At 65.8% G+C, this 22,938-nt stretch carries 19 protein-coding genes; 6 read left to right on the forward strand and 13 right to left on the reverse strand.

All coding sequences use genetic code 11. From position 1 onward, the window contains the following. Positions 1 to 5: 5 nt before the first annotated feature. Positions 6 to 392 carry a type II toxin-antitoxin system VapC family toxin gene (locus METUNV1_RS09520; protein ID WP_008061166.1) on the reverse strand — a complete coding sequence of 129 codons (387 nt, stop codon included), beginning with the start codon at positions 390 to 392 and terminating at the stop codon, positions 6 to 8. Further along, complete coding sequence (locus tag METUNV1_RS09525; RefSeq protein WP_008061167.1) at positions 389 to 634, reverse strand: type II toxin-antitoxin system Phd/YefM family antitoxin; 246 nt, start codon at positions 632 to 634, stop codon at positions 389 to 391. The genes METUNV1_RS09520 and METUNV1_RS09525 overlap by 4 nt, the downstream gene beginning before the upstream one ends. Positions 635 to 1,222: 588 nt before the next feature. On the opposite strand from METUNV1_RS09525, the gene METUNV1_RS09530 reads away from it, so the two are divergent. Continuing rightward, positions 1,223 to 1,522 carry a type II toxin-antitoxin system Phd/YefM family antitoxin gene (locus tag METUNV1_RS09530; RefSeq protein WP_008061168.1) on the forward strand — a complete coding sequence of 100 codons (300 nt, stop codon included), beginning with the start codon at positions 1,223 to 1,225 and terminating at the stop codon, positions 1,520 to 1,522. Positions 1,523 to 2,010: 488 nt separating this feature from the next. Here METUNV1_RS09530 and METUNV1_RS09535 read toward each other — a convergent pair whose 3' ends face one another. From METUNV1_RS09535 to METUNV1_RS09560, 6 genes are read right to left on the reverse strand one after another with little or no spacing between them, the layout of a single operon-like run. After that, positions 2,011 to 2,994: a DUF3644 domain-containing protein gene (locus METUNV1_RS09535; RefSeq protein WP_008061169.1), complete on the reverse strand. Its 984-nt coding sequence runs from the start codon at positions 2,992 to 2,994 to the stop codon at positions 2,011 to 2,013. Then, positions 2,991 to 3,872, reverse strand: a complete 882-nt coding sequence (locus METUNV1_RS09540; protein ID WP_008061170.1) for a hypothetical protein — start codon at positions 3,870 to 3,872, stop codon at positions 2,991 to 2,993. Before METUNV1_RS09540 ends, METUNV1_RS09535 begins: the two co-directional genes overlap by 4 nt. Next, positions 3,872 to 5,509 (reverse strand): AAA family ATPase, encoded by a 1,638-nt coding sequence (locus METUNV1_RS09545; protein ID WP_008061171.1) that lies wholly within the window; start codon positions 5,507 to 5,509, stop codon positions 3,872 to 3,874. Before METUNV1_RS09545 ends, METUNV1_RS09540 begins: the two co-directional genes overlap by 1 nt. A 21-nt stretch (positions 5,510 to 5,530) precedes the next feature. Continuing rightward, positions 5,531 to 6,709 carry a restriction endonuclease subunit S gene (locus METUNV1_RS09550; protein WP_008061172.1) on the reverse strand — a complete coding sequence of 393 codons (1,179 nt, stop codon included), beginning with the start codon at positions 6,707 to 6,709 and terminating at the stop codon, positions 5,531 to 5,533. Continuing rightward, positions 6,709 to 8,256, reverse strand: a complete 1,548-nt coding sequence (locus tag METUNV1_RS09555) for a type I restriction-modification system subunit M (RefSeq protein WP_008061173.1) — start codon at positions 8,254 to 8,256, stop codon at positions 6,709 to 6,711. The genes METUNV1_RS09550 and METUNV1_RS09555 overlap by 1 nt, the downstream gene beginning before the upstream one ends. Positions 8,257 to 8,283: 27 nt before the next feature. Further along, entirely contained in the window at positions 8,284 to 11,709 is a 3,426-nt protein-coding gene (locus METUNV1_RS09560; protein WP_197315204.1) for a DEAD/DEAH box helicase family protein, read from the reverse strand. Between the two features lie 583 nt (positions 11,710 to 12,292). Between METUNV1_RS09560 and METUNV1_RS09565 the strand changes: the two genes are divergently transcribed. Together METUNV1_RS09565 and METUNV1_RS09570 are read left to right on the forward strand one after the other, a co-directional pair. Next, positions 12,293 to 13,927 (forward strand): ATP-binding cassette domain-containing protein, encoded by a 1,635-nt coding sequence (locus METUNV1_RS09565; RefSeq protein ID WP_008061177.1) that lies wholly within the window; start codon positions 12,293 to 12,295, stop codon positions 13,925 to 13,927. Positions 13,928 to 14,039: 112 nt separating this feature from the next. After that, positions 14,040 to 14,333: an excalibur calcium-binding domain-containing protein gene (locus METUNV1_RS09570; RefSeq protein WP_008061178.1), complete on the forward strand. Its 294-nt coding sequence runs from the start codon at positions 14,040 to 14,042 to the stop codon at positions 14,331 to 14,333. 22 nt (positions 14,334 to 14,355) lie between these two features. Here the strand turns inward: METUNV1_RS09570 and METUNV1_RS09575 are convergent, their stop codons facing one another. The 3 genes from METUNV1_RS09575 to METUNV1_RS09585 form a co-directional block, all read right to left on the reverse strand. Further along, entirely contained in the window at positions 14,356 to 15,267 is a 912-nt protein-coding gene (locus METUNV1_RS09575) for an SMP-30/gluconolactonase/LRE family protein (protein WP_008061180.1), read from the reverse strand. Between the two features lie 304 nt (positions 15,268 to 15,571). Next, the gene (locus tag METUNV1_RS09580) at positions 15,572 to 15,964 is read right to left on the reverse strand and encodes a DUF4149 domain-containing protein (protein WP_008061182.1); all 393 of its coding nucleotides are present in this window, start codon (positions 15,962 to 15,964) and stop codon (positions 15,572 to 15,574) included. A 34-nt stretch (positions 15,965 to 15,998) separates the two neighbouring features. Beyond that, positions 15,999 to 16,931 carry a demethoxyubiquinone hydroxylase family protein gene (locus METUNV1_RS09585; protein WP_008061184.1) on the reverse strand — a complete coding sequence of 311 codons (933 nt, stop codon included), beginning with the start codon at positions 16,929 to 16,931 and terminating at the stop codon, positions 15,999 to 16,001. A gap of 174 nt (positions 16,932 to 17,105) precedes the next feature. Here METUNV1_RS09585 and METUNV1_RS09590 point away from each other — a divergent pair, with 174 nt between their 5' ends. After that, the gene (locus METUNV1_RS09590) at positions 17,106 to 18,227 is read left to right on the forward strand and encodes a VIT1/CCC1 transporter family protein (protein ID WP_008061186.1); all 1,122 of its coding nucleotides are present in this window, start codon (positions 17,106 to 17,108) and stop codon (positions 18,225 to 18,227) included. An 83-nt stretch (positions 18,228 to 18,310) separates the two neighbouring features. Here METUNV1_RS09590 and METUNV1_RS09595 read toward each other — a convergent pair whose 3' ends face one another. Further along, a complete protein-coding gene (locus METUNV1_RS09595) occupies positions 18,311 to 20,092 on the reverse strand; it encodes a serine hydrolase domain-containing protein (RefSeq protein ID WP_008061188.1) in 1,782 nt (593 codons plus the stop codon). A 132-nt stretch (positions 20,093 to 20,224) separates the two neighbouring features. Here METUNV1_RS09595 and METUNV1_RS09600 point away from each other — a divergent pair, with 132 nt between their 5' ends. Together METUNV1_RS09600 and METUNV1_RS09605 are read left to right on the forward strand one after the other, a co-directional pair. Beyond that, positions 20,225 to 20,881 carry a response regulator gene (locus METUNV1_RS09600; protein ID WP_008061190.1) on the forward strand — a complete coding sequence of 219 codons (657 nt, stop codon included), beginning with the start codon at positions 20,225 to 20,227 and terminating at the stop codon, positions 20,879 to 20,881. After that, on the forward strand, positions 20,878 to 22,263 hold the full coding sequence (locus METUNV1_RS09605; protein WP_008061197.1) for a sensor histidine kinase: 1,386 nt from the start codon (positions 20,878 to 20,880) through the stop codon (positions 22,261 to 22,263). The genes METUNV1_RS09600 and METUNV1_RS09605 overlap by 4 nt, the downstream gene beginning before the upstream one ends. Positions 22,264 to 22,336: 73 nt before the next feature. On the opposite strand, the gene METUNV1_RS09610 is transcribed toward METUNV1_RS09605, so the two are convergent. Next, positions 22,337 to 22,882, reverse strand: a complete 546-nt coding sequence (locus tag METUNV1_RS09610) for an RrF2 family transcriptional regulator (protein WP_008061198.1) — start codon at positions 22,880 to 22,882, stop codon at positions 22,337 to 22,339. Positions 22,883 to 22,938 lie beyond the last annotated feature (56 nt).

Below are 22,938 nucleotides of genomic sequence, written 5' to 3' on the forward strand. Positions count from 1 at the left end.
CGCGCTCAGCAGCGGATGATGGTGTCGCTGTAGCGCGCCACGGTCGCGTCGTGCGTGATCAGCCGCATGGGCTCGGTCAGCGCCTGTGCAACCAGGATGCGATCGAACGGATCCTGGTGATGCGCCGGCAGCGTCTCGACGGCCACCGCGTGCTCGGCTTCCACCGGCAGCATCCGGAATCCTGATGCATTGAAGTAGCGGAGCGCCTCGCTGCCCGACACCGGCATGTCGCCGCGCGCCAGCGTGTGCTTGATCGAAATCTCCCAGATCGTTGCAGCACTGATCCAGACCTGATTTGACGACGATGCAATGAGTTCGCGGGCCGGCGCGCGCAGTCTGGGGCTGTCCGTGATCGCCCAGAGCGCCACGTGTGTATCGAGCAGGATGTTCACGGGGCGACGCCGCTGAACAGCCGCGCGACCTCCTCGTTGTGCGCGTCGATATCCTCCGGCACCTCGAACAGTCCTTTGGCCACCCCGAGGCGCGGCCCCGGCTGTTGCGTGTCGACCGGCACCAGCCGTGCAACCGGTCGACCATTGCGCGCGATCACGATCTCCCGCTCTTCACCCAGCTCGATCGCCTCTACCAGACGGGAGAGTGTCGTCTTGGCCTGCAACATATTGACTGAACGCATGCTTTCCTCCGGGGTAGATGCAAGGTTAGTCTCGTCTGGCTAAGGTGCGCAGTCAAGCCCGGTCGCCATCCAGAAAGAGGCGCTGATCGAAAAGCTCAAGAGCAAGGTCGAGGAGGTCCGCACACGCAGTGGTGAACGCTACGTCATCGCTGACGCCGGCACCGAAATGGCCCTGGCCGGCAGGGAAAGACACGTGTCATGGCACCGAAGCGTTGCCAAGAGCGACCCGGGAGCTGAACTCGAGCCGAAGCTGAAGGGTATCCGTAATCAGCGACCGCCGTATCTTGAAGAGGTTGATAAAAATCTATTGAAAACAATGGTTTGAAGTCACGGTCAGGAAAAATATCTTGAAAGTCGTGAGGGCGCCTTCTTCAGCGCCCCCATGCATATCCTGAATGTCCGGGCCTGAGGTGGTCCGGTGGACGGTCGGTGCAGTGCCGTCGCCATTTTTGCTGTGCCTCTGATCAGGCCCCGAGTTGCGACCTCCCATCGCACGCGCGCTGCCAGATGACCGGCCCCCTCTGGCGACATCGCACGTGCGTCGATAAACTGTACAGAATTCTGTCATCTTTCCATTGGGAGCCTGCCATGGGTTTTTCAGCGCGCGACGTGGTGCCCTTCACCCAGGCACGCGCCAATCTCTCGGAACTGGCCGAGCAGGCCAAGGCTGGCGCCGAGAAGATCATCACCAAGAATGGCGAAAGCTATGTCGCGCTGATCGACGCCGACCGGCTGGACTACTACCACCGGCTGGAACGCGAGCGCATCCATCTGCTTCTGCTTGAAGACGCCCGTCGCGGTCTGGACGACATTGCAGCGGGCCGCACCCAGGTGGCCGATGCCGCAATCGCCGGTCTCCAGAAGTGTCGCGCGAAGGCACGTGGCTGAAGACCTTCATCGGGTTGAGCTGACCGACAGCTTCCTTGCACGCCTCGAAGCCAATCAAAGCTGATGCTGGCTTCGCCGATACCCTTCGCGAGTATTTGCACGGCGATTTCCTGATGTTGTACTCGATAGCAGATGATCTGGCGACGGTGCGTCTGCTGACCATCCATCACTATTAGGCAGCTGTTGTTCGATTTCTCTGGGTTATGCAGACGCGTAGGTAAGGGCGCATTGAGCGTCGGCCTCTAAGGGATGAGACTGTCGCCAGAGGTCGCCATGACCTTCGACGGTGGCGAATCCGCACATGCAAGTCGGCGCAGCAATTGCAGCTTTCCGTTTCACTCGCGCGGTTTTTCTATCCGAATGTCATTCGTGCGCTGCTGTTGTAGCCTTTTTGAGTTTGTCTTGGGCAAATCGAAAGTGACGAATCCGGCCGTGGTGAATATCGGATGCTCAGTCTTTCCAGTAGTAAAAAACCTCCATTTCGGCACCTACGAGTAGGCAGCCGCATTGGCGGCGCAGTGTGATGCGACGATCTCAAGCCAAGGCTGATACCAGTACCAGGTTTTGACGACCGAGACGCCCCAACCTTTGGAGGTGTTTTTCGCGTCTAGCTCCTTCCACAGCTGAGTGTGGTTGTGCATGGTGAAGCGCGGATAACCGCTCGCCTGCATCTTCTCCACCACCTGTTTCGGCAGGTACTTGGCCTTCTCGGTTTCCTTGACGACGGCGTAGTGCTTGTTGACGTCCTTGGCTAGATCCGAGTCGGCCTTGATGAACTCGATCACCTTGTCCGCCTGCCCTTTGCGGTTCGCAGTCTTGGGCACAAACAGCACACGGTATGCGAACCTTGGGTCGTTGAACTCGGCTTCGGTCAGCGCCGAGTCGAAGGCGTTGATGAACGCGCGAATGTTCGGGGGCAGGCCCTCCGCGTCATGCAGTGCCTCCCATTGATCAGTGTTGATCGCCGAGAACTGCAGGCTGAACGACAAGTGCTTGTCGATACCGAACTCGTCTCCGAATAGACGCTTGATCAAGTCGTTGTAGTTCAAGCAACAGGCTTGGAAGCGGGCACTCAGGTGTTCGTCCAACCGGTTCGTCATCTGGTGCTCGATCTCATGTCGCAAGCCGACAAGAAAGCGCAGATTGTTCGCAGCCGCTTTGTCAACGGGCGAGGCCTGGTCGTTCAGGCAGCGCTCAAGCTCCCAGTACTTGAAGGCGCCCTTTGATGTCTTGTCGAAGCGTTTTCGCGTGCCGGCTACCTTGAAGTAGCGGTACTCGATGCCTTGCTTGCGGAAGTGCGCATGGAGCAGGTACGTCCAGGAGATCACCATCATCACAACGAAGATCTCGGACTTGAAAGTGATGGCCGGGTTGTTGAAGACCTGCACAGCCGCCAAGGCGGCCTCTCGGGACTTCTTGAGCAATTCGTTTGAGACTGAGCCGACCGTTCTGATGCGTTGTTTTGGCTTCATTCTCCTCCCTTGTGTTTCTGCCACTTCCAGCAGGCAACCGGGTCGTCCCCGCTGTATTTCTCCCACTGCACCAACCAGATGGCCGACTCCAAGACGCCGACCTCATCGGTCCGGTTCGCGCCGTCGTCGTGGTCATCCAGACCCGTGGAGAAGAACAAGCCCCCGCCCTCGGTGAGCACGTAGCGGTTGTGCAGGGTTGCTTGCGGGCGCAGGTAAAGCCGCACCTCGACGCCGTCGGGCCGAGCCAACTCCAAAGCGCGCTCAATGCCACGGCACAGATGATCCTGGCGCTTGCCATCGCCGCAGAACACGTCGACGCGTGCGCCAGGTCTGACGCAGCGGAGGAAGGCGACCAAGGGCCTGCGATGCCGGCCGTTGTTGGCGTCCATGTGGGGATCAATCAGCTTGATGTGTGATCCAGCGTGCAGCAGAGGTGCGCAGCAACGGGCCATCACCTCTGCCGTGCGTTCAATGTGCCATTGCCGATTGGGCTGCAAGCAGGGATGGGCCGCATCCAGCTCATGGGCCGGAACTACCGCGCCACGCGCGTCGCCCTCTGCGGCGATGATGGCGTCGAAGGGCTCGCGCGCATGCTCAGCCTCTGCAGCAGCCAGCCAGTTCTCCGCGCAACCCTCCCCTGGGCGACCCCGGAAGTAGAAGAGATCGTCTTTCAACCCACGCAGGCGGACTTCGATCTTGGAAAGCTCAGTAGTGCCCCGCAGCCTGGCCTGAGCAGCCTGGTACACGAACCTCTTCCACTTGCTGGGGAAGGCCGCGATCAAGCGGCCTTCAGCGACCCCGAACTTTTCGATGAGGTAGCGGAATTGAAGATCAGACGCCGCCAGGGCAGCGGGCTCGACAGCGATCTCCTTGAACATCAGAACAGCTCCGCGCCACGTTCATCGAAGAAGCCCTGCGGCCAGGGCTTGGCGAAGTCGCCGTCCTTGGTCACCGGGATTTCGTCGATGATCACCGCACCGTTGCGCTTGGTTAGGCAGTAGACGCCGATCAGCGCGGGTGACAGCGGCTGGTCGGTCACCTGGTTGGTCAGTTCCGCAGCTTCTCGGATGCGACGCAGCAGACGCAGGATCAGGTGCTCGCTGTGCGTCTCGATGAGGAAGGACAGCCCTTGGTTCACCGCGCCGTCGATGAACAGATCGCCCAGGCCCACCTGAACGGCGGGGTGGATGTGCAGTTCGGGTTGCTCGATGCACACCACGCTGGCTGAGCCGTCTTGTGCCGCCACGACCACCGGCAGCACCTGCGAGATGCCGACGCCCACGTCTTGCGGCTGCAAGGTCAGCCCAGCACCGTCTACCAGCAGCGCGCGCTTGCGAATGGGGCCGATGGGCTGAGGCACCGGGTGGTTCGGATCGAACTCCTGGTAGGCCTTGCGGGTGACGGCGTAGCCCGTGCCCAGTTTGGCGGGCGACTGCATCCAGTCGCTCACACGCTCCACCAGGTCCTGGCTGCCAGTGACCAGCGTCTCCCACGCGGCCATGCCATCCGACCAGGCCGAGTCGCTCTTGGTCAGCGACACCTCCAGACCGCGAGGCGGAATGCGCCGTAGCGGGCCGATGTAGCGCATCTGACCCAACTGCTCGCGCAGCAGCAAAGCGGGGCCGACGGTCAGCCAAGACAGGAACGCGGTGAACTCCCGCACCGTGTAGACGTTTTCAGCCCCTTTGGCTCCCGGCGCGGGGATGAACAGCATCTGGTCCAGGCGCGGCAGTGCCCCACGAAAGCCCGTGAGCCATGCGCGCAGGCCGTCGCCCGGGCGCTCCATGCCGGCTTCTTGAACGGCACTGAACAGCGACGGCAAGATCGATGTCTCGCCTTGCGACTTGGTTGGCTCGCTGGCCCCGGGGCGTTCTACAGGCTGCGCCAGATCCTCCGGGTTGACGAAGTCGTCCAGCAACGAGAGCAGTTCGTCGCCATCCGGCGCGTCTACCATGAAGATCGGGTTCAAATGGTTGATGCGCATCTGCGCATCACGGCCATCACTGGTGGAAGCGATGCTGAGGCACCACTCGCCGTTCGTGGCGATCTCGTAGCCCTGGACGAAGGGCTGCTCGCGTTGCTCGTTCCACCCAATGCTCAGTCGGATGACGACGGTTTTCACGGCGCGGCGGATGTTTTGCAGGGTGTCGTACATCCACCAGACTTGCTCGTCGGTTGTCTGCCAGTCCTCGAAAGCATCCGGCACCAGTTCCGGGACGGAGGTCGCTCCCAACTCCATCTCAACTGCGATCTCGACCTTCTTCTGCGGATCGCGGCCGTTGACCAGGTTCAGGAAGCCGCCCAGGTCCACCGCCTCGCCGCCCTGCAGGGTTCGATCGGCATTGACGTTTTGCCGCTCCAGGATCTCTCGCACATACTGCAGAGCCTGCAGCACGCTGCTCTTGCCAGCGCTGTTGGCGCCGAACAGCAAGGTGATGGGACGCAGCTCGATGCGGACTACGTCGGAGAAGCCCTTGAAGTTCTTGAGCGAGAGCGACTTGATCAGCGATGACATGGTTCAGCGGCCTGGCGTTGTTTAGGTCGTCGGCTCAAGGTACTTGGCGGACAGCGAGGCCATGAGTTCATCAGTTCCCTTTGCTGCGAGGGCCTGCGCCGAACTCATCCGCTTGATGCGGCCGGCAATTTCTTCGAACTTCAGTTGCACGTCCATCGGTGGCGCGTTGACCAACAGCCCCTTGACGATGCCCATATTCCAACCTTCCATGATGGCGCCCTTCGCCTCGCGACGGGTCTGGGCTTTGACTTCAGGGTCCCAGCGCAGGCAGGCCCAGAGATAGGTCGGGAGCATCTTCTTTCGATCGAGCGTGAGCGTGCAAAGGTGCTTGGTGCTGATGCAGGTCGGCAAGTCGTCCGGCGCGATAGCAACGCGCCCGGTTGTCCCCATGATCGTGACCATCACATCGCCAGGTCTGACGGTGTAGCGATCAAGCTCCGCGTACTTTTCGTGGGAAATGTAGCGAGGTGCCGCCCAGGTGAAGGTATTCGAGACGACGTTATCGATACCAAGAACGGGTATGCCTGACGCAGAGAACTCGGACACCAGCAGCTGGCTGCCGAAAGGGCCCGTTCGCGCAGCGTTCGGCACCTCGGCGAGCAATGATTCAACTGGAGCTCTGACTGGATTCCGTTGCGCTACTTCCAGGTATGCCGCCCTCAGAAGTTCGTCTGCCAGCCGGATGGCCTCCTGCCGCTTGCGACGCAGGCCGTCGGCCTTGTCCAGGATGGTGGCGATGCGTTGCTGCTCTTCGATGGGAGGAAGCGCAATCTCAAGGTCCCTGACGTAGCCTGCCGAGAGATTCTTTTGTGTGACGCCGTTTGCGTCTCGATCAAAGTCTGCCTGCTTTGAGGCGAGCCAATGCTTGAGATAACTTGGTGCTAGCTTCTGAGGATCCAAAACCGATATGCCCAAAATGGCTTGGTTTGTTGCTAGGCGCACTCCTGCCCACGCCATCTTTCCGACAGAGCCATACATTGCAAACAGCAGCGTGCCTGGCTCAACAAGGCGACCACGGATCGACTGCAGGCCGATCTCGGTGATGCACTCCTTTGTGGACGATACGACCCCGTTCTCGACGTTTAGATCGTCAATCTTGGCCCATGGGAAGTTGCCGCCATAGTTGGCACTTGACGACCTAGGTGGGGTGCCGCCACTGCGAATGTCACACAGCGCATCAAGCCGGTAGTGCCGTCGCATCACTTCATCAGCTCCGTGATTTCGCTGATGTCGTTCATGATCTGCACTTCGAGCGCGCGCAGCGATTCAAGGATGTCTTCCGGCTGGACGTGGTTCTTGGGCTTGATCAACTGCTCCTTGTATCGATTGATGGAAAGGTCGAAACTTTGAGCACGTATGTCTTCGGCCGGCACGTCGAAAGCCTGCGTTGTGCGGTCGCTGAAGTTGCCTGTTCCTTCGCACCACTGCCTGTACTTAGCCAGCACATCCGGCAAGTCGCTTTTTCCATCGGGCTCAGGCAGTCGTTTGTCATCCAGCGTGAAGCCATCCGACTGCACGTCGTAGAAGAACACGTTCTCCGTCTTGCCGCCCTTGGCAAAGACGATGATGGCGGTGGAGACTCCGGCGTAGGGCTTGAACACGCCGGACGGCAGCGAAATCACCGCCTCCAGCTGGTTGTTCTCGATCAGATGCTGGCGCAACTGCACATGAGCCTTGCTGGAGCCGAACAGCACGCCGTCCGGCACGATGGTGGCGCTGCGGCCCCCAACTTTCAGCATGCGCAGGATGAGGGCGATGAACAGCAGCTCAGTCTTCTTGGTCTTGACCACGCGCAGCAGGTCCGGCGCCACGTCCTGCTCGTCCAGGCTGCCCTTGAACGGTGGGTTGGCCAGGATGAGGTCAAATGCGCCCTTGGATCCCTTGGGGTGGCGCTCCTCGAAGCTCTGGCTCAGCGTGTCCTGGTAGTGCACGTCGGGCTCGGCCACGCCGTGCATCACCAGGTTCATGCTGGCGATGCGTAGCATGGTGGCGTCGAAGTCGTAGGCGTGGAACATGTCGCTGTCCACATGCGCGCGGTGGCCCTGCTGGGCGAGCAGGTCGCCGGTGTAGGTGATGTGCTCCTCACCGTCCAGAAGCTCCACATGCTTACCGGCCTCGCTGGTGTGTTCGCGCAGCAGGTACTCGTAGGCCTCGACCAGGAAGCCAGCGGTGCCGCAAGAGGGGTCGCAGATGCGGTCGGTGGGCTGGGGCTGCATCAGCTCCACCATCAAGCGGATGATGTGCCGCGGCGTGCGGAACTGGCCGTTGATGCCGGCGGTGGTGAGCTTGCTAAGCAGGTACTCGTAGAGGTCGCCCTTGGTGTCGCCCCGCTCCAAGGGCAGGTCCTGCACTGCAGCCACGGCCTTCGTGAGCAAGGTGCCCTTCTGGATCATCAGCTGCGCGTCCTTCATGAAGGACGCGAAAAGGCTGCTTGCCCCGGTGCTGCGGTCAGCCAGGCGGCGGAAGTGAGGAAACACGCGGTCGCGCACATGAGGCAACATCTTTTCGCTGCCGTAGTGGCGCCACGTTTCCCAGCGGCAGTCCTGCTCGTCCTCGCCAAAGCGGCGGGCGAAGGCTTGCCCGGTCAGCGACGCGCGCTTCTCATCAACACGCTCCTTCATGTCCAGCAGGCGGCTGTACATCAGGAAGGTGATCTGCTCGATCACCGTAAGCGGGTTGGTGATGCCGCCGGTCCAGAAGTCGGTCCAGAGGCTGTCGATGCGGCTCTTGAGGGGCCCTGTGATCATTGAGTGTCCTGTCTGCTGGGTACGGAATCAGCTGGTGGCAGGTGGCTGCAATGGCTCACCAAAGCCGCGCACCAGCGCCACCAACTCATCGAGTTGGGTTTGGTTGGGGAAGACGCCGCCCAGGCCCTCGGCATGGAGGGTGTTGAACGGCGCGTCGAACAGTTGCGCCACGGCGATGGCGCCAAACTGGCGAATGTGGTCCTTCAGCATGGCCAGGAAGCGCAGTTGCTGGCTGGTCAGCGCGTGGCTGTGGGCGAAGGTGGTGAACTTCGCGTCGACCGCTTCATGGTCCAGCCCCACGATGGCGCGCAGGATGTGGGTTAGAGGCACGGCTGTGTCGGGGTAAAACTCGCGCAGCGTGGACAGGTCCACGTTCGGGTTGAGGGTGTGCAGGAGGCTGTTGAGCTGGTCCAGTTCTTCCGGTGTGATCGGCTCACCCCGGCGCAGCTTCTGCAGTACGGGGTCGGTCGCGAACAGCGGCTCCAGCGCGGCCTGTACCGCTTTGCGGTAAATGATGAAGTCGACCGATCTGACCTTTGTGGAGCGGTGCTCAACCCGGTACTCGGCCTCGTCTTCACGTACGTCCAGCACGGTCGTTGGCGTGGGGGGCGGCTTGATTGGTGCCTCGGCCAAGTCAATGATGCCGCGCAGCGCCTCGCGCATGACTTCCAGTTGGCCAAAGGTGGGCTGCTGCCAGAAGGCGTCGGAGCGCAGGGCCTTGAGCTCGTCGGCCTTGGCGCGCACGGGGTTCAGGTGCGGCGGCAGCCGATCCAGCCATTCGAGGATCTCCTCGCGCTGCGGGTTGGGCTTGCCAGGTTCGGCAATGGCGGCGGCCTGGGCCTTGGACAGCAGCAGGTCCCAGCGCAGGGCGTCGCCCTGGCCGCGCACGTCCAAGGCGCTCATCAGGGGCGAAATAGTGTCCATCAGCAGTTGTCGCGTAACCGGGGCGAACTGGTGGATGAGCTTGGCATCGCGGGCCTGCTGAACGGCCTGCCAGTTCTCACGGACAGCAATCGTGCCATCGGGCAGAGCGGCGGCGTCTTGCTGCAGCTGCTGGGCCAGTTGGTTAAAGGCCTGCAGGTCTGATCGCGCCAGTGCAAGGGCCGCCAACTCGATGCGGGCCTCATAGCGCCGCTGCGTGAGTGGCTTCGGGATGGTGGGCTCGACATCGTCCAGGTTCAGATCGTGGAAGGCGAAGTTGCCCCAGTGGTCGAAGATCAGGAACTCGCTCTTGTCCTTGTGCGGCCCGAACAGGTCTTTGCAGAGGCGCGTGCCTCGGCCGATCATTTGCCAGAACTTGACCTTGCTCTTCACCGGCTTGGCGAAGACGAGGTTGACCACCTCGGGCACATCGATGCCAGTGTCCAGCATGTCCACGGAGATGGCGATCCGGAGGTCGCCCTTCGGCTCTTTGAACTGGTCGATCAGGTCCTCAGCCCGCGGCTCCTTGGAATGGATGACGCGGCAGAACTTGCCGGCGAACTGCGGGAACATCTCGTCGAACAGCTCCGCCAGGAGACGGGCGTGGTCAACGTTGCGGGCAAAGACGATGGTCTTGCCGGGCAGCTGGCCGTCGGCATCACGCAGACCGTTGTCCATCAGGTTGCGCAAGATGACGCGGTTGGTGTCTTTGTTGAACACGGCCGCGTCGATCTCCTGGGCGTCGAAGTCCAGGGTGTTCGGATCAATGCCCTGGTCTTCCAGCTGGGCGATCTGTTCGTCGGTCAGGTGCGCGGACTTGATACCGTCGCGCAGAAACTTAGTTGTGTGCGCCACCACGCGGAAGGGCACCAGGTTGCGATCGGCAATGGCCTGCTCCAGCGGGTAGTTGGCCGTGGGCAGCTTGTAATCGCAACCAAAGAGGCGGCAGGTGCTGCGGCTGACCATCTCCACGGGCGTGGCCGTGAGGCCGACCTGGATGGCGTCGAAGTACTTGAACAGGTCGCCGTAGAGGTTGTAGATCGAGCGGTGCGATTCGTCCGCGATGATCAGGTCGAAGAAGCCGACATCGAAAGACTCGTAGTCATTGATAAGGCCCTGGTAGATGCCGATGTAGATGCGCGCATCCATCTTGCCGACGTCGTTGGCCTGCCCGATCACGTAGATGGGCTCCTGGACGAAGTCGTTGAAGGTGTTCTTGGCCTGCTTGCGCAGCTCCTTGCGGTCACAAAGGAACAGTACGCGCTTCACCCAGCGGGCATCGATCAGCAGCTTGGCCAAGGCAATGGCCACGCGCGTCTTGCCGGTGCCCGTGGCCTGCACTACCAGTGCGCGGCGGTGGCGCTGCGAGAAGCGCTCGGCCACGCGAGTGATGCTCTCGATCTGGTACAGACGGCCGGCGATGGTGGCGTCCGGGCGCACGTCGGTCAATAGGTCCAACTTCTCGCGGCGCTGGAAGCCGACGCGGTACTGCAGGGTGTCTTTGGAAAAGAAGCCGAAGACCGACCGGGGCGGGTAGCCACCGGCGTCGTCCCACACCCAAATGTCGTGGCCGTTGGTGTAGAAGATCATCGGCCGCTGCCCGTGCACCTTCTCCAGGGCGTCAGCGTACAGCCTGGCCTGCTCCTGCCCCGCACGCGCATCGACCTGGGTCTTCTTCGCCTCGACGACAGCGAGCGGCTTGCCGTTGTCGTCCCACAGCACGTAGTCGCAATAACCCTTTCCCGTTTGGGTGGGCTGATACGGAACCTCGACTTCCTGACCAACGGAATCGCTCGACGCCGTGCCAGCCGGCACGTCCCACCCGGCCATGCGCAGATCGCGGTCTATCAGCCACTTGCGGGTGTTGTCCTCGCTGAACTTCAGCCGGTTGGCGGCTGCGGCGGACGCCTGGGCTGCCTGCAACAGTTCCAGCTCTGTCGGCGGCGGCAACGACTGTGCCGCTGAGGCTGAGGCGCGATCTGCTGCGCGCAGGGCCGCCAGTTCCTCCAGTGCCTGTTTGAGACGCTCTTCCTTGAGGAGGTTCTCCTCGGTCAGTGCCTTGGCCTTTCGCTTGAACTCGGCCGTGCTGTCGATGTCTGCGACCGATGGCTGCTTGAACTCGGAGAAGTCCTCGATCTTCCCGCCTAGGAAGGTCACATGGAGCCATCGGGCGAGTTGCCAGGCCTCCTGAACGCATCTAGCGGCATCCGCGGCCTCGACATCTTCGCCATGCGCACCGCGGTTGCCCAGGCGGCGCAGCAGGTGCAACTTGTCCAGCACCAGGGGCTGGGCTATGGCCTTGAAGCCAGCGTTGTGCAGCAGATCCACAAAAGTGGACCGCGGAACCCGTTCGAGCTTGAGCGTCAGGTAGACGTGATCGACGAGGCGCTCGGCAAAGTTGCGGAGCTTGACCAGTGCGCTCTCCGGGTCGGTGTACGCGTAATGCTCCGCATATCCGCCCATGTTGGCGAGATCGGGGTACGCCCTTCGCAGCGGCTCGAAGTTCAGCGATTTGATGTCTTGCATCGACATCTGGCTAGCTCTCATGACGTTCATGCCATTCGTTGCGCGAAAGCTTTGCCAGCCTCCCTGTTTGTGTTGATCTTTTGTTGAATCGTCCTTTTCTCAACGATTCCATTATTCAAAAACCGCCGACGTTCGAACTCTACCGAGCATTGCCAATTGATGTATCCATAGTGGCGGTTAGCGTTGTAGAACATTTCGATGTCGTTGAACATACTTGAGCGTGCCTGAACGCGCATGATGGGATATGGCGGCGGATGCGTGCGCGCTTGAGTGACTTGGGTGTTCAGATATTCGATCAATATGCAGAAAGTTGATGGCACCGTGCCAGTGTTCGTGCGGATAGAGCCGGGTGGTGATTTCCAAGCTCTAAGTGCTGCTCCGGATACCCTTCCCCGATGGAACCGGTTGAACGCGCATGGTCTTTGGATCTCCTCGGACTTGTCGGCTTTTCATTCAGATCGATCACTGATGCAATGACGGTATGACAAAGTCGTTCCATGCCCCGTCGTTTCCCGCCATCTCCCTCCCCACCGCCGCTCGCGACCTCTACCGCGCCCTCTGGCGCCACGCCGAGGGCGCACGCGCGCAGATGCTCGGCGCCGCGGCGCTGCTGTCTGGAGCGCAACTGCTTCGCCTCACCATGCCCTGGCTGGCGGCGCAGGCGATCAATGCCTTGCAGCAGGGCGATATGGCGACGGCGGGGCGGTGGATTCTCTATCTGGTCGGCATCTATCTGCTGTCCTGGCTGCTGCACGGGCCGGGGCGGGTGCTGGAGCGCAATGTCGGCGTGCGGGTGCGCGTGCGGCTGGCGGATACGCTGTATGCGCGCATCGCGGCGGCGCCGCTGGCATGGCGGGACGGGCGGCATTCGGGTGAGCTGCAGCATCGCGTGATGCAGGCGAGCCGGGCGCTGTCGGACTTCGCGCAGAACCAGTTCGACTATCTGCAGAGCGCGTTCAACTTCGTCGGTCCCTTGGTCGCGCTGGCGCTGCTGTCGCGCACCAGTGGCGCGATCGCGGTGAGCGGCTATGTGGTGATCGCGCTCATCATCCTGCGCTTCGACCGCACGCTGATGCAGCTGGCGCGCGCCGAGAACGATGCCGACCGCCGCTATGCCGCGGCGCTGCTCGATTTCGTCGGCAACGCCGGCACGGTGATCGGGCTGCGGCTGCAGGCGGCGTCGCGCGTGCTGCTGGGCCGCCGCATGGAGGCGGTGATGGCGCCACTGCGGCGCGCGGTGATGGTGAACGAGGGCAAGTGGTTCGCGGTGGATCTGCTCGGCATGGGGCTCACTTGGGTGCTGGTGGTGGTGTATGTCATGCAGGTGCGCACGCCGGGGCAGGCGGTGGCGCTGGGCACGGTGTTCATGATCTACCAGTACGCGCAGCAGGCGGCCGGCGTGGTGGCTTCGCTGGCGTCGAACTTCCAGGGCTTCGCGCGCATGCACACCGACTACTGCAGCGCGGAGCCGATCTGGATCGCACCCGGTGAGCCGGATGCGGCGGTGCCCGCGGTGCAGGCGGATGCCTCGTGGCAGAGGCTGGACCTGCGCGGCGCTACCTTGCGCTACGGCGACGACGCCCGCGGCGGACTGCAGGGCGTGGATCTGGAGTTGCGACGCGGCACGCGCGTCGCGCTGATCGGCCCGAGCGGCGGCGGCAAGAGCACGCTGTTGCGCACGCTGGCCGGCCTCTACCTGCCGCAGCAGGGTGAGCTGCTGCGCGATGGCGTACCGGTGCCCTGGGCTGAACTGCGCACGCTCGCCACGCTGATTCCGCAGGAAGCCGAAGTGTTCGAGGCGAGCGTCGAAGAGAACCTCACCTTCGGCCAGCCCGCTGACCCGGCGGCGCTGCAGTCGGCGATGCACGCCGGCGTGTTCGACGAAGTACTTGAGCGCTTGCCCGACGGCCTGAGCAGCGCGCTCAGCGAGCGCGGCGGCAACCTCTCCGGCGGTCAGCGGCAGCGGCTGGCGCTGGCCCGCGGCGCGCTGGCGGCGCAGGGCAGTTCGCTGCTGCTGCTCGACGAACCGACCAGCGCGCTCGACCCGCAGGCCGAAGGTCGGGTGTTCGACCGCATGGTGGAGGCGTTTCCGGATGCCTGCATCGTCGCCTCGGTGCACCGGCCCAGCCTGCTCGCGCGCTTCGACACCGTGGTGGTGGTCGAAGCCGGCCGCGTGGTCGACGCCGGCCCGCGCGACGAAGTGCTGGCGCGGCGGACGCCCTGAAGGGCGCTCCGCGCACAGATTGAAGCGCCGGCTAGACTGACGCACCGATCTCCTTCATGCCATGTCGATGCGCTTCAGTTCCTGTCCGGTCCGATGGCTGTGTGCCGTGCCGATGCTGGCGGCTTGCGCCAGCGTGGCCGCGCACGGCGGCGGCCTGAACGCCGAGGGCTGCCACCACAACCGCAAGACCGGGGACTACCACTGCCATCGCGGTGCGCCGGAGCGCGCTTCGTCGGCCGATGCGCCGGCGACCTCCGGCGTCGTGCCGGTCGGTCGCGCTTTCCGCAATTGCGCCGAGGCGCGCGCGGCGGGTGCTGCACCGGTGCGCGCGGGGGAGCCCGGCTACGGCCCTCATCTGGACCGCGACGGCGACGGCATCGGCTGCGAGCCCTGGCGCGGGCGCTGAGTGGCCCGCGCCGGGCGTACCGTCACTTCAGCGGCAGGAACACCAGCTTGCCGGCCATCATGTCCGGCATCAGCAGGGTGCGACCGTCTGCCGACAGCGCGATGTCCGCCGACGACTTGTGGCCTTCGGCGATCAGTTGCGGCGCCGACCGCGGCTTGCCCAGGCGCCACACCTTGCCGCCCTTCCAGTCGCTCACGTAGAGCGCGCCGTCGCGATCGCGCACCAGCCCGTCGGCGCCGCCGAAGCCGCTGTAGAGCAGCTTGAGCGACGGTTTGCCGCCGCCCTTCTTCATCACCAGACGGAACAGCTTGCCGGTGCCGAAATCGGCCACCAGCAGCGCGTTCGGGCCGTCGACCAGCAGACCGTTCGGGCGCACGATGCCGGCATTGGCGCCGAGCACGGTGCGGATGCCGCCGTCCGGCGCGATGGCGTAGATGCCGGCGCCCTGGCCCTTGTCGTCGCCGCTGTCCGACACATAGATCACGCCGTCGCCGGCGATCTCGATGTCGTTCAGAAAGACCGGCTTGTGCGGGAAGTCGCCGGGCTTGGCCAGTTCGCTCACCGTGCCGTCGAGGCCGATGCGCAGCACGCGGTCCATGTCGGTGACGTAGAGCTGGTCGCCGGCGAGCGCGATGCCCTTGGGGTCGTTCAGTCCGCTGACCAGCGCTTCGGTGCGGCCGTCCGGATGCACCACGGTGACCTTGCCGTCACCCGGCTTGTTGAATTCGCCGATCTCGGTCACGAAGATGCGGCCGTCGGGGTGGGCGACCGCCGATTCCGGCATGGTGAGGCCGGCGATCTCTTTCAGTGCGGCGCCGGTGCGCTGCGCATCCGCAGCGGGCGGCTCGGCGGCGGGGGCGACGGTCGAGGTCAGGGCCGCAAGCGCGGCGATCAGGCATCGTGTTCTGAAGGTGCTGCCAGGGGTGTGGGCCATGAAGTTCTCCGGTCGGGTGAGTCAATGCAGGGCCTGCATTGAAGGGGATGGGTGCCGGGCAATGCGGACCCCGGCGCGCGTGGTCTGCATGTAGGTCGACTGCGGGTGGCCGTGACGGTTCGGCCGAGGGTTTCCGGGTCTGGCCGCCGATGATCGTGATCGTCGCGACGGATTAAGGCACGTTCGCCCGCAGCGCGCTCCATCGGGCGCGTTCCGCGATGAACATAGCATGACTTCGCCGCGCAGCCGCCCTCAGACCGCCCTCCGGCCGATCTGCGCGACGGCGTCGACGCTGCCGCGCCGTTCAGATGAAGCGCGCGAGCACGACCGCGGACAGCGCGATGTGCGCCAGCGTCACCAGCACCGACAGTCCGTGCAGTGCCTTGAAGCGGCCGTGCCGGCCCTGATCGGTGGCCGCGTTGATGGCCGGCATCAGGGACTGCCGGGTCGGCACCGTGCTGAGCGCGATCAGCCCAAGCATCAGCGCCGAGCCGCGGTTCTGCGACCACATCAGTGCAGCGCCAGCGGCGGCGGTCACGATCACGAACAGGTAGAAGTGCGGGAAGGCGCGGCGCAGGGTGAGCCGGACCATGTCGACCGGCAGGGCCGCGAACAGCACCGCGGCGAATCCGAAGGCGTACAGCGTCATGCCGCCGAACAGCAGCGCCACCAGCAGGAGGCTGACGATTTCGAGCATGGGATTCCCTGTGTCCGGACAGTGAGGCTGTCGCTCAGAGCCGGCGCGCGACCTTTACGGCGGCGGCCGAGCCAGCGCCGACCAGCGCGCACCAGGCGCGCAGCGGCCACGGTGCAGGACGGTCCTGCAGCGACGCGGCTTCGTCGCGGTGCGCGCGTTCGTCGGCCTGACACTGCAGCAGCAGCGGCAGCAGGCCGTCGGGGCCGGCGTGGGTGTGCAGATGATCGATCTGCTGCTGGTAATGGCGGTCGACGAAGGTTTCGACCGCGGCGATGGTTGCATACGTGGCGCGCTGGCCGAACAGTGCGGGCAGGGCGCCGGTCAGCCAGCCGGCGACGCGCCACGGCCCGAGCAGGCGACTGCGCTGCGGCGGCGGCAGCCAGCTTTCGATCAGGCGCAGATGTCCGGTTTCGGTGTCGCCGTGACGCCGCGCGAAGGCTTCCAGCGCCTCATCGCCGCGCCATCGGGCGACGGCTGCGATGCCGCGGTAGATGCATACCGCGCCGGTTTCGCCGGCGTGGTCCGAGCGCAGTTCGCGCGTGAGCCAGGGCGACAGCGTCTGCGCCGCTGCGGCCGGTTCGAAACGGCGGGCCCGCGCCTGCAGCCAGGGCCGGACGCGCAGGAAGCTGCAATAGGCCCGCTCAAGCAGTGGCAGCACGCCCGGAAGCTGCGCCAGGCGTGCCAGCCAGCGCCAGCCGGGCAGGCGCTGCCACATGGCGACGAAGGCGGCGGCGCCGTCCAGCCGCGAGCCGTCGGCGCGCTGCACGTGGAAGCGCGCGAGCAGCGCCGTCCGGTCGGCCGCGAAACACGCGCTGTCGGCCGCGTCGGCACTGATGTCGACAAAGCACAGCGCACTGTCCTGCCGCCGGTCCGCCAGCCCCTTCACGTGCGCGATCTCGCGCCGGCACAAGGGGCATCCGCCGTCGTAGAGCACGGTCAGCGTGTCCGGCTGTTCGGGCGCGTTCAAGGCAGTTCCTCCGGGTGGTCGGGGCGCGGTGGCGGCGATGACCGTCTGCCGCTTGCGTCATGCGGCATTGACGGGCGTCCGGCGGTCAGGGTTCCCGGCGCCAGGGCGACGGCTTCGTCGCACACCGGCGCACGGATCGGGCACCATCGTGGCATCGCTTCTCTTTTGCCCGCCATGACCGCTTCCGCCGACCGCTATCAGCGCTATCAGTCCAATCTGCGCGACGAACTCGACGGCGCCGCGCTCTACGCCGCGCTGGCCGAGGCGGAAACCGATCCGGTAAGGCGCGACCTGTTCCGCCAGCTGGCGGAAGCCGAAACCGCGCACGCCCAGCTGTGGCGTGGCAAGCTCGAAGCGGCCGGGGTGAAGCCCGAGGCCTTCCGGCCCAGCTTCCGTACCCGCGCGCTGGCCGCGCTGGCGAAGCGCTTCGGGCCGTCCTTCGTGCTGCCGTCGGTGGCGACCGCCGAGTTTGCCGACCGCGACAAGTACGCCGGTCAGGCCGATGCGGCCTCGCTGTCGGCGGAAGAGCGCTCGCACGCGGCAGTGCTGGAAGCCGCGGCCGGCAAGCCGCGCGGCATGAGTGGCGCGGCCATCGCCAAGGGTGAGCGCTGGCACCGCGGCGGCTCGGGCAACGAGTTGCGGGCGTCGGTGCTGGGTGCCAACGACGGTCTGGTGTCCAACCTCTGTCTGGTCATGGGCGTGGCGGGCGCCGGTGCGCCGGCCAAAACCATCCTGCTGACCGGGCTGGCCGGCCTGATCGCCGGCGCGGTGTCGATGGCGCTGGGCGAGTGGCTGTCGGTCACCAATTCGCGCGAGTTCGCGCAGGCCCAGATGGCGGCCGAGGCGGCCGAACTGGAAGAGACGCCGGAGGCCGAGCGCAAGGAGCTGGCGCTCATCTTCCAGGCCAAGGGGCTGGCGCGCGAGGACGCGCAGCGGGTGGCGACCGAACTGATGCGCGACAAGAACGCGGCGCTGGATACGCTGATGCGCGAGGAACTGGGCATCGACCCGGCCGAACTGGGCGGCAACCCGTGGAGCGCGGCCGGCTTTTCCTTCGTGCTGTTCTCGGCCGGCGCGCTGTTTCCGGTGCTGCCTTTCTTCTTCACCGAAGGCGTGGCCGGCATGGCATGGAGTGGCGGCCTGTCGGCGGCGGCGCTGGCCGGCATCGGTGTGGCGACCTCGCTGTTCAGCGGCCGCGGCCCGGTCTATTCCGCGCTGCGCCAGGTGCTGATCGGCGTGGCGGCGGCCGGCGTCACCTACGGCACCGGCGCGCTGATCGGGGTGTCGCTGGCCTGATTGCCGGCCATAGTGGCGGGCGATCAGGACGCCCCGTCAGACGCATTCCGGCCGCGCACGCGAGGCAGGCGGGCCGGCTGCCTTCACTGTTCACGCTCCAACGTCATGCCCGAGAAGCGCACCTGGCGGCCGTCCTCGCTCAGTTCGGCCACGTCGCCGCCGGCGGCGAGCACGCCGAGCACTTCGACCCTCCGCGCATCGAGGCGCCGCAACGGTACCGCCGGCGCATCGCTGCCGAAAGTGGCGCTCGGCACGCTGCGCGACAGCAGCACGCCGGCGTCCTCAAACACGTCGACATGGTCGATGAGGGCGGCTTCCGGCGTGCCGGCCTGCGGCCTGTAGCGCCCGGTCAGCGCAGGCCCGGGGGCGCGGCCGTCGGGCCGCATGCGTTCGCCTGCCAGCAGCGCACCGCCTTCCGCGTGCGCGATCAGCACGTCCCGGCCGCTGATCTGACGACGTTCCAGCGCGATCTCGCCGAAGCGCCCGATCGGCACCGGCACCAGACCGAGCAGCCGGTAGCGCAGCCCGGCACGGCCCTGGCTGTCGGGTATCAGTTCGAAGCGGGTGCCGGCCATGTCGGCGTGCAGGCGCTGACCGTCGCGGCTCACCCTGACATGCCCGGCCAGCGTGCTGTAGTCGCCCGGCCACTGCGCCAGCTCTTCCGGTTGCCAGGGCTGTTCACGTGCGGTGAAGCCAACCGGCGAAGTCGCGCGCAGCCCCTTTCGCGCCTCGAGGAACAGTTCCAGCGCATAGGCGGCCGCGGCATGCACGGTGGGTCCGGCCCCCGCGCTGTTGCTGGCGACGATGACGCCCAGACGCTGTGCGGGCAGCGCGATCAGGCGGCTGCTGAAATGCAGGGTGGCGCCGTCGTGCTGGATGACCGGCCCTGCGCCGACCGGGCTGGCGCTCCCCGGCATGTTGAGCAGCCATCCGAGGCCTGTCTGCAGATCGAGATCCAGCGGGTTGCCGGCGTTCTGCGCCTGCTGCATCGTGCCGTGCGCGGCCTGCGGCAGCAGGCGGTCTTCCGGATCGAGTGCCGCGATCATGAAGCGGGTCATGTCGAGCACGCTGGCGTTCAGCCCGCCGGCGGCGACGTCGCGCAGCGCCGGCTCCGGCACCACGCGGCCGTCCCGGTGGGCGCGGGCTGCGTTGTCGGGCAGTGCAGCGGTGAAGCTCGCGGTGCGCATGCCCAGCGGGCCGAGCAGCGTGCGTTCGAGGTGGGTGGCGTAGTGCTCGCCGCTGACCTGTTCGACCGCGAGTCCGAGCAGGGTGAAGCCGAGGTTGGAGTAACTGAACACCTGGCCCGCCGGGTAGGCGGTGTCGATGCCGGCGAGCGTCGGCAGCACGCTCTGCATGGGCGCCACGGTGTCGCCCCACATGCCGCCGGCCAGGTCGCGCGGCAGGCCTGCGTGGTGACTCATGATCTGGCGCGCGGTGAAGGCGACCGGCGCGCCGCCGGCATGGCGGTCGCGCATCTGCAGTGCGGGCAGCACGGTGGTGAGCGGCGCGTCGGGATCGATCCGCCCCGCTTCGGCCAGCCGCATCGCGGCGGTGGCGGTGAACAGCTTGGTGATGGAGCCCATGCGGTACACCGTGTCCGGCGTGGCCGGCAGGCGGGCGCTCGCGTCGGCAAGGCCCGCGCCGTGCGCCCACACCACGCGCGGGCCGTCGACCACGGCGATGCTCAGGCCGGTGATGCCTTCGCTGCGCATGCGGTGCGCGAGCCAGGCTTCCATGTGGCGGACGACGGCGGCATCGTCGCCAGCGGCCAGCGCCGACGGGCGGGCCGGGGCGCCGGCGCAGGCGGCCAGCAGTTGCGACAGCGCAAGCAGCAGACCGGTGAGGCGGAGTGGGGTACGGGTCATCTCTGGGTTCTCGTGCATCGGGAGTCGCCAGCATGCCAAACGCTTCCTTCAGGAAAGCCAAAGACACCCTTCACGCCGTTCGCCGTGAAAGATAGTCTGCGCCGGTTCCGGGTGAATACGCGGCCACACCGCATGCACATACTGATCGTCGAGGATGATGTCGGACTGGGGCCGGCCATGATGGCGGCACTCAAGGCCGAGGGCTGTTCCAGCGTCTGGGTGCGCCGGCTGGCCGACGTGCCGCCGCCGGCCGATCTGGCGGTCGAGTGCGTGCTGCTCGACCTGTCGCTGCCCGACGGCGACGGACTGGCGCTGCTCAGGCGCTGGCGTGCCCGTGGCGAGCTCACCCCGGTTATCGTCGTGACGGCGCGCGGAGCACTCGACGAGCGCCTGATCGGGCTGGACAGTGGCGCCGACGACTTCATCGTGAAACCGTTCGCGATGCCGGAACTGATGTCGCGACTGCGCGCGGTGACCCGGCGCAGCGCGCGCCGGGCCAGCGACCTGTGGCAGATCGGTGGCCTGCAGGTGGCACCGCGCGCGCATCGCGCATGGCTCGACGGCGTTGAACTCGACCTGTCGCCACGCGAGTTCCAGTTGCTGCTCGAACTGGCGCGTGAGCCCGGTCGGCCGGTGTCCAAGGGCGAACTGGGGCTGCGCCTGGCGCCGCTGGGCGAGCCGCTCGACGGCGCCACCATCGAAGTTCACCTCTCCAATCTGCGGCGCAAGATCGGCGCAGCGCGCATACGCACGCTGCGTGGCGTCGGCTACCTGCTGGAGGAGGCATGACCCTGCGTCTTCGACCATCGCTCACCGGGCGCGTGGTGCTTGCGCTGCTGTGTGCTTTCGCGCTGGTCTGGGCCGCGCTGGTGGCCCGCGATTTCGTCGGCTATCTCGCTTATGACGACGATCCGTCGCCGCTCGGCACGCTGGCCGAGGCGGTGCTGCAGTCGCTTGAATCGCTTGACGACGCTTCGGCACGTATTGCGCTCGCCGCCTCCGACCGCCAGTACAACCTGCTGCGCCGACAGTCTCTGCCCACCGAACCGCGTCCGCTGATGTTCCTGGCCGCACGCGTCGGACAACCGTCTGTCTATCGGTCGCCCGGGCTGGCCGGTGCGCATGAGAGCTGCGACGGCACGCCGGCCCGCACCGAGGTCGAGCACGCGGGTCAGCGCTACTGGCGGGCCGAGCGCAGTGCCGGCGGCTGGTGCGTGGTGGCGCTTGAACCGGTACTGGAAGCCGGCACCGTGATTCGCCTGATCAACGCCACGCTGCTGCAGCCCATGGCGATCGCGCTGCCGCTCATCCTGCTTCCGCTGTGGCTGACCGTGCGCAGCGGTCTGGCACCGCTACGCCGTTTTGCAGACCGGATCCGGCGGCGTGCGCCAGACGACCTGTCGCCGCTCGACGTCGATCTGCGACACGCCGAACTGGCCCCGCTTGGCGAAGCCTTCGACGCGCTGCTCGCGCGTGCCCGGGCCAGCATCGAGCGTGAGCGCAGCTTCGTGCAGGACGCCGCCCACGAACTGCGTACGCCGCTGGCCGTCATCGCTGCAGAGGCGCACGCGCTGACCGGTGCGACCGACGCCGCCGCACGTCAGCGTGCGCAGCGCGGGCTCGAGGCAGCCGTCGCGCGCGCCTCGCATCTGGTCGGTCAGCTGCTCCGTCTGGCTTCGCTCGAAAGCCGGGGTGACGGCAGCCCGCCGGCGATCTGCGATGTGGCGGCGCTGCTGCGCGAGGTGCTGATCGCGGCGCTGCCTGCGGCGACCGCTCGCCGCGTTGACATCGGACTCGACGGCCCGGATGCGCTGCTCGCGCATCTGGATGCGGGCGCCCTGCATTCGGTGGTGGATAACCTCGTGCGCAACGCGGTGGCCTATGGTCGCGAGGGCGGGCGGGTGGACATCGTGCTCCGGCTGATCGGTGACACCCTGCAGCTCGATGTGGCCGACGACGGTCCGGGCCTCGACCCCGCGCTGCAGCCGCATCTGTTCGAGCGTTTTCGCCGTGGCGCCGGCACGAGCGCGCCGGGCGCCGGTCTTGGTCTGGCCATCGTGCGCGAGGCCGTGCGGCGTCTTGGCGGGCATATCGCGCTCACGGCCGGTCTGGACGGACAGGGCACCGGATTCCGCATCACCGTGCCCTTTGTGGCTTCTCGACCGACCTGACCGAGTCAGCGCCGCAGCGGCAGGCCAGCCCTTGGTGAACGGCCAGCCTACGCCGGCAGACCTCAGGCGGAACTCAGGACTCGCCGCCGGGAGCCGGTGCAGCCGGACCTTTACGCGATTCCCTGCGCTGGCCGAACCACTGCACGACCTCGCTGGCGGTCTGCGGCGGCATCTTGGTGGCGGTGCGGTTCACCAGATCGGCCAGTGTGTGGCTGCGCAGCGCGTCGCGCATGCGTTTTTCGGCTTCCAGCATCACCGCATGCACCGAGCACACGCCTTCGGTTGCCCACTGCGGCGGGCTGTCACCGAAAATCGCGCAGCGGTGGCGTATTTCGCGGCAGTCGAACAGCGCCTTGTCGCCGTCGATCGCCAGCACCACGTCGTGCACGCTGATCCGCTCCGGCGCCCGGCCCAGCCGGAAGCCGCCCTTCACGCCTTCGGTGGCCACCGTGATGCCGGCCTTGTGCAGCCGGGTAAACAGCTTGGCTGCGAATTCGGTGGAAATGCCCTGCATGTCGGCGAGGTCGCGCACGCTGGCGCCCTCGGCTTCCGGCGGCAGCGCCGCGAGAAAGATGAGGCAGTGCAGTGCGTATTCGACGCCGGTGCTGATGTGGCTCACAGGGCTTCCATGCAATGAGGGGCGGCGGGCCGGGCGACAGGCCGGTCCGCGTGCTG

It is taken from the genome of Methyloversatilis universalis FAM5 (assembly GCF_000214035.2).
Classification (GTDB): Bacteria; Pseudomonadota; Gammaproteobacteria; order Burkholderiales; family Rhodocyclaceae; genus Methyloversatilis; species Methyloversatilis universalis.

Bases quoted from the DNA above. Each gene is read 5' to 3' on its own strand.
- METUNV1_RS09525 (WP_008061167.1), bottom strand. From the start codon at position 634: ATGCGTTCAGTCAATATGTTGCAGGCCAAGACGACACTCTCCCGTCTG.
- METUNV1_RS09530 (WP_008061168.1), top strand. From the start codon at position 1,223: ATGGGTTTTTCAGCGCGCGACGTGGTGCCCTTCACCCAGGCACGCGCC.
- METUNV1_RS09535 (WP_008061169.1), bottom strand. From the start codon at position 2,994: ATGAAGCCAAAACAACGCATCAGAACGGTCGGCTCAGTCTCAAACGAA.
- METUNV1_RS09540 (WP_008061170.1), bottom strand. From the start codon at position 3,872: ATGTTCAAGGAGATCGCTGTCGAGCCCGCTGCCCTGGCGGCGTCTGAT.
- METUNV1_RS09545 (WP_008061171.1), bottom strand. From the start codon at position 5,509: ATGTCATCGCTGATCAAGTCGCTCTCGCTCAAGAACTTCAAGGGCTTC.
- METUNV1_RS09550 (WP_008061172.1), bottom strand. From the start codon at position 6,709: ATGCGACGGCACTACCGGCTTGATGCGCTGTGTGACATTCGCAGTGGC.
- METUNV1_RS09555 (WP_008061173.1), bottom strand. From the start codon at position 8,256: ATGATCACAGGGCCCCTCAAGAGCCGCATCGACAGCCTCTGGACCGAC.
- METUNV1_RS09560 (WP_197315204.1), bottom strand. From the start codon at position 11,709: ATGTCGATGCAAGACATCAAATCGCTGAACTTCGAGCCGCTGCGAAGG.
- METUNV1_RS09565 (WP_008061177.1), top strand. From the start codon at position 12,293: ATGCTCGGCGCCGCGGCGCTGCTGTCTGGAGCGCAACTGCTTCGCCTC.
- METUNV1_RS09570 (WP_008061178.1), top strand. From the start codon at position 14,040: ATGCTGGCGGCTTGCGCCAGCGTGGCCGCGCACGGCGGCGGCCTGAAC.
- METUNV1_RS09575 (WP_008061180.1), bottom strand. From the start codon at position 15,267: ATGGCCCACACCCCTGGCAGCACCTTCAGAACACGATGCCTGATCGCC.
- METUNV1_RS09580 (WP_008061182.1), bottom strand. From the start codon at position 15,964: ATGCTCGAAATCGTCAGCCTCCTGCTGGTGGCGCTGCTGTTCGGCGGC.
- METUNV1_RS09590 (WP_008061186.1), top strand. From the start codon at position 17,106: ATGACCGCTTCCGCCGACCGCTATCAGCGCTATCAGTCCAATCTGCGC.
- METUNV1_RS09595 (WP_008061188.1), bottom strand. From the start codon at position 20,092: ATGACCCGTACCCCACTCCGCCTCACCGGTCTGCTGCTTGCGCTGTCG.
- METUNV1_RS09600 (WP_008061190.1), top strand. From the start codon at position 20,225: ATGCACATACTGATCGTCGAGGATGATGTCGGACTGGGGCCGGCCATG.
- METUNV1_RS09605 (WP_008061197.1), top strand. From the start codon at position 20,878: ATGACCCTGCGTCTTCGACCATCGCTCACCGGGCGCGTGGTGCTTGCG.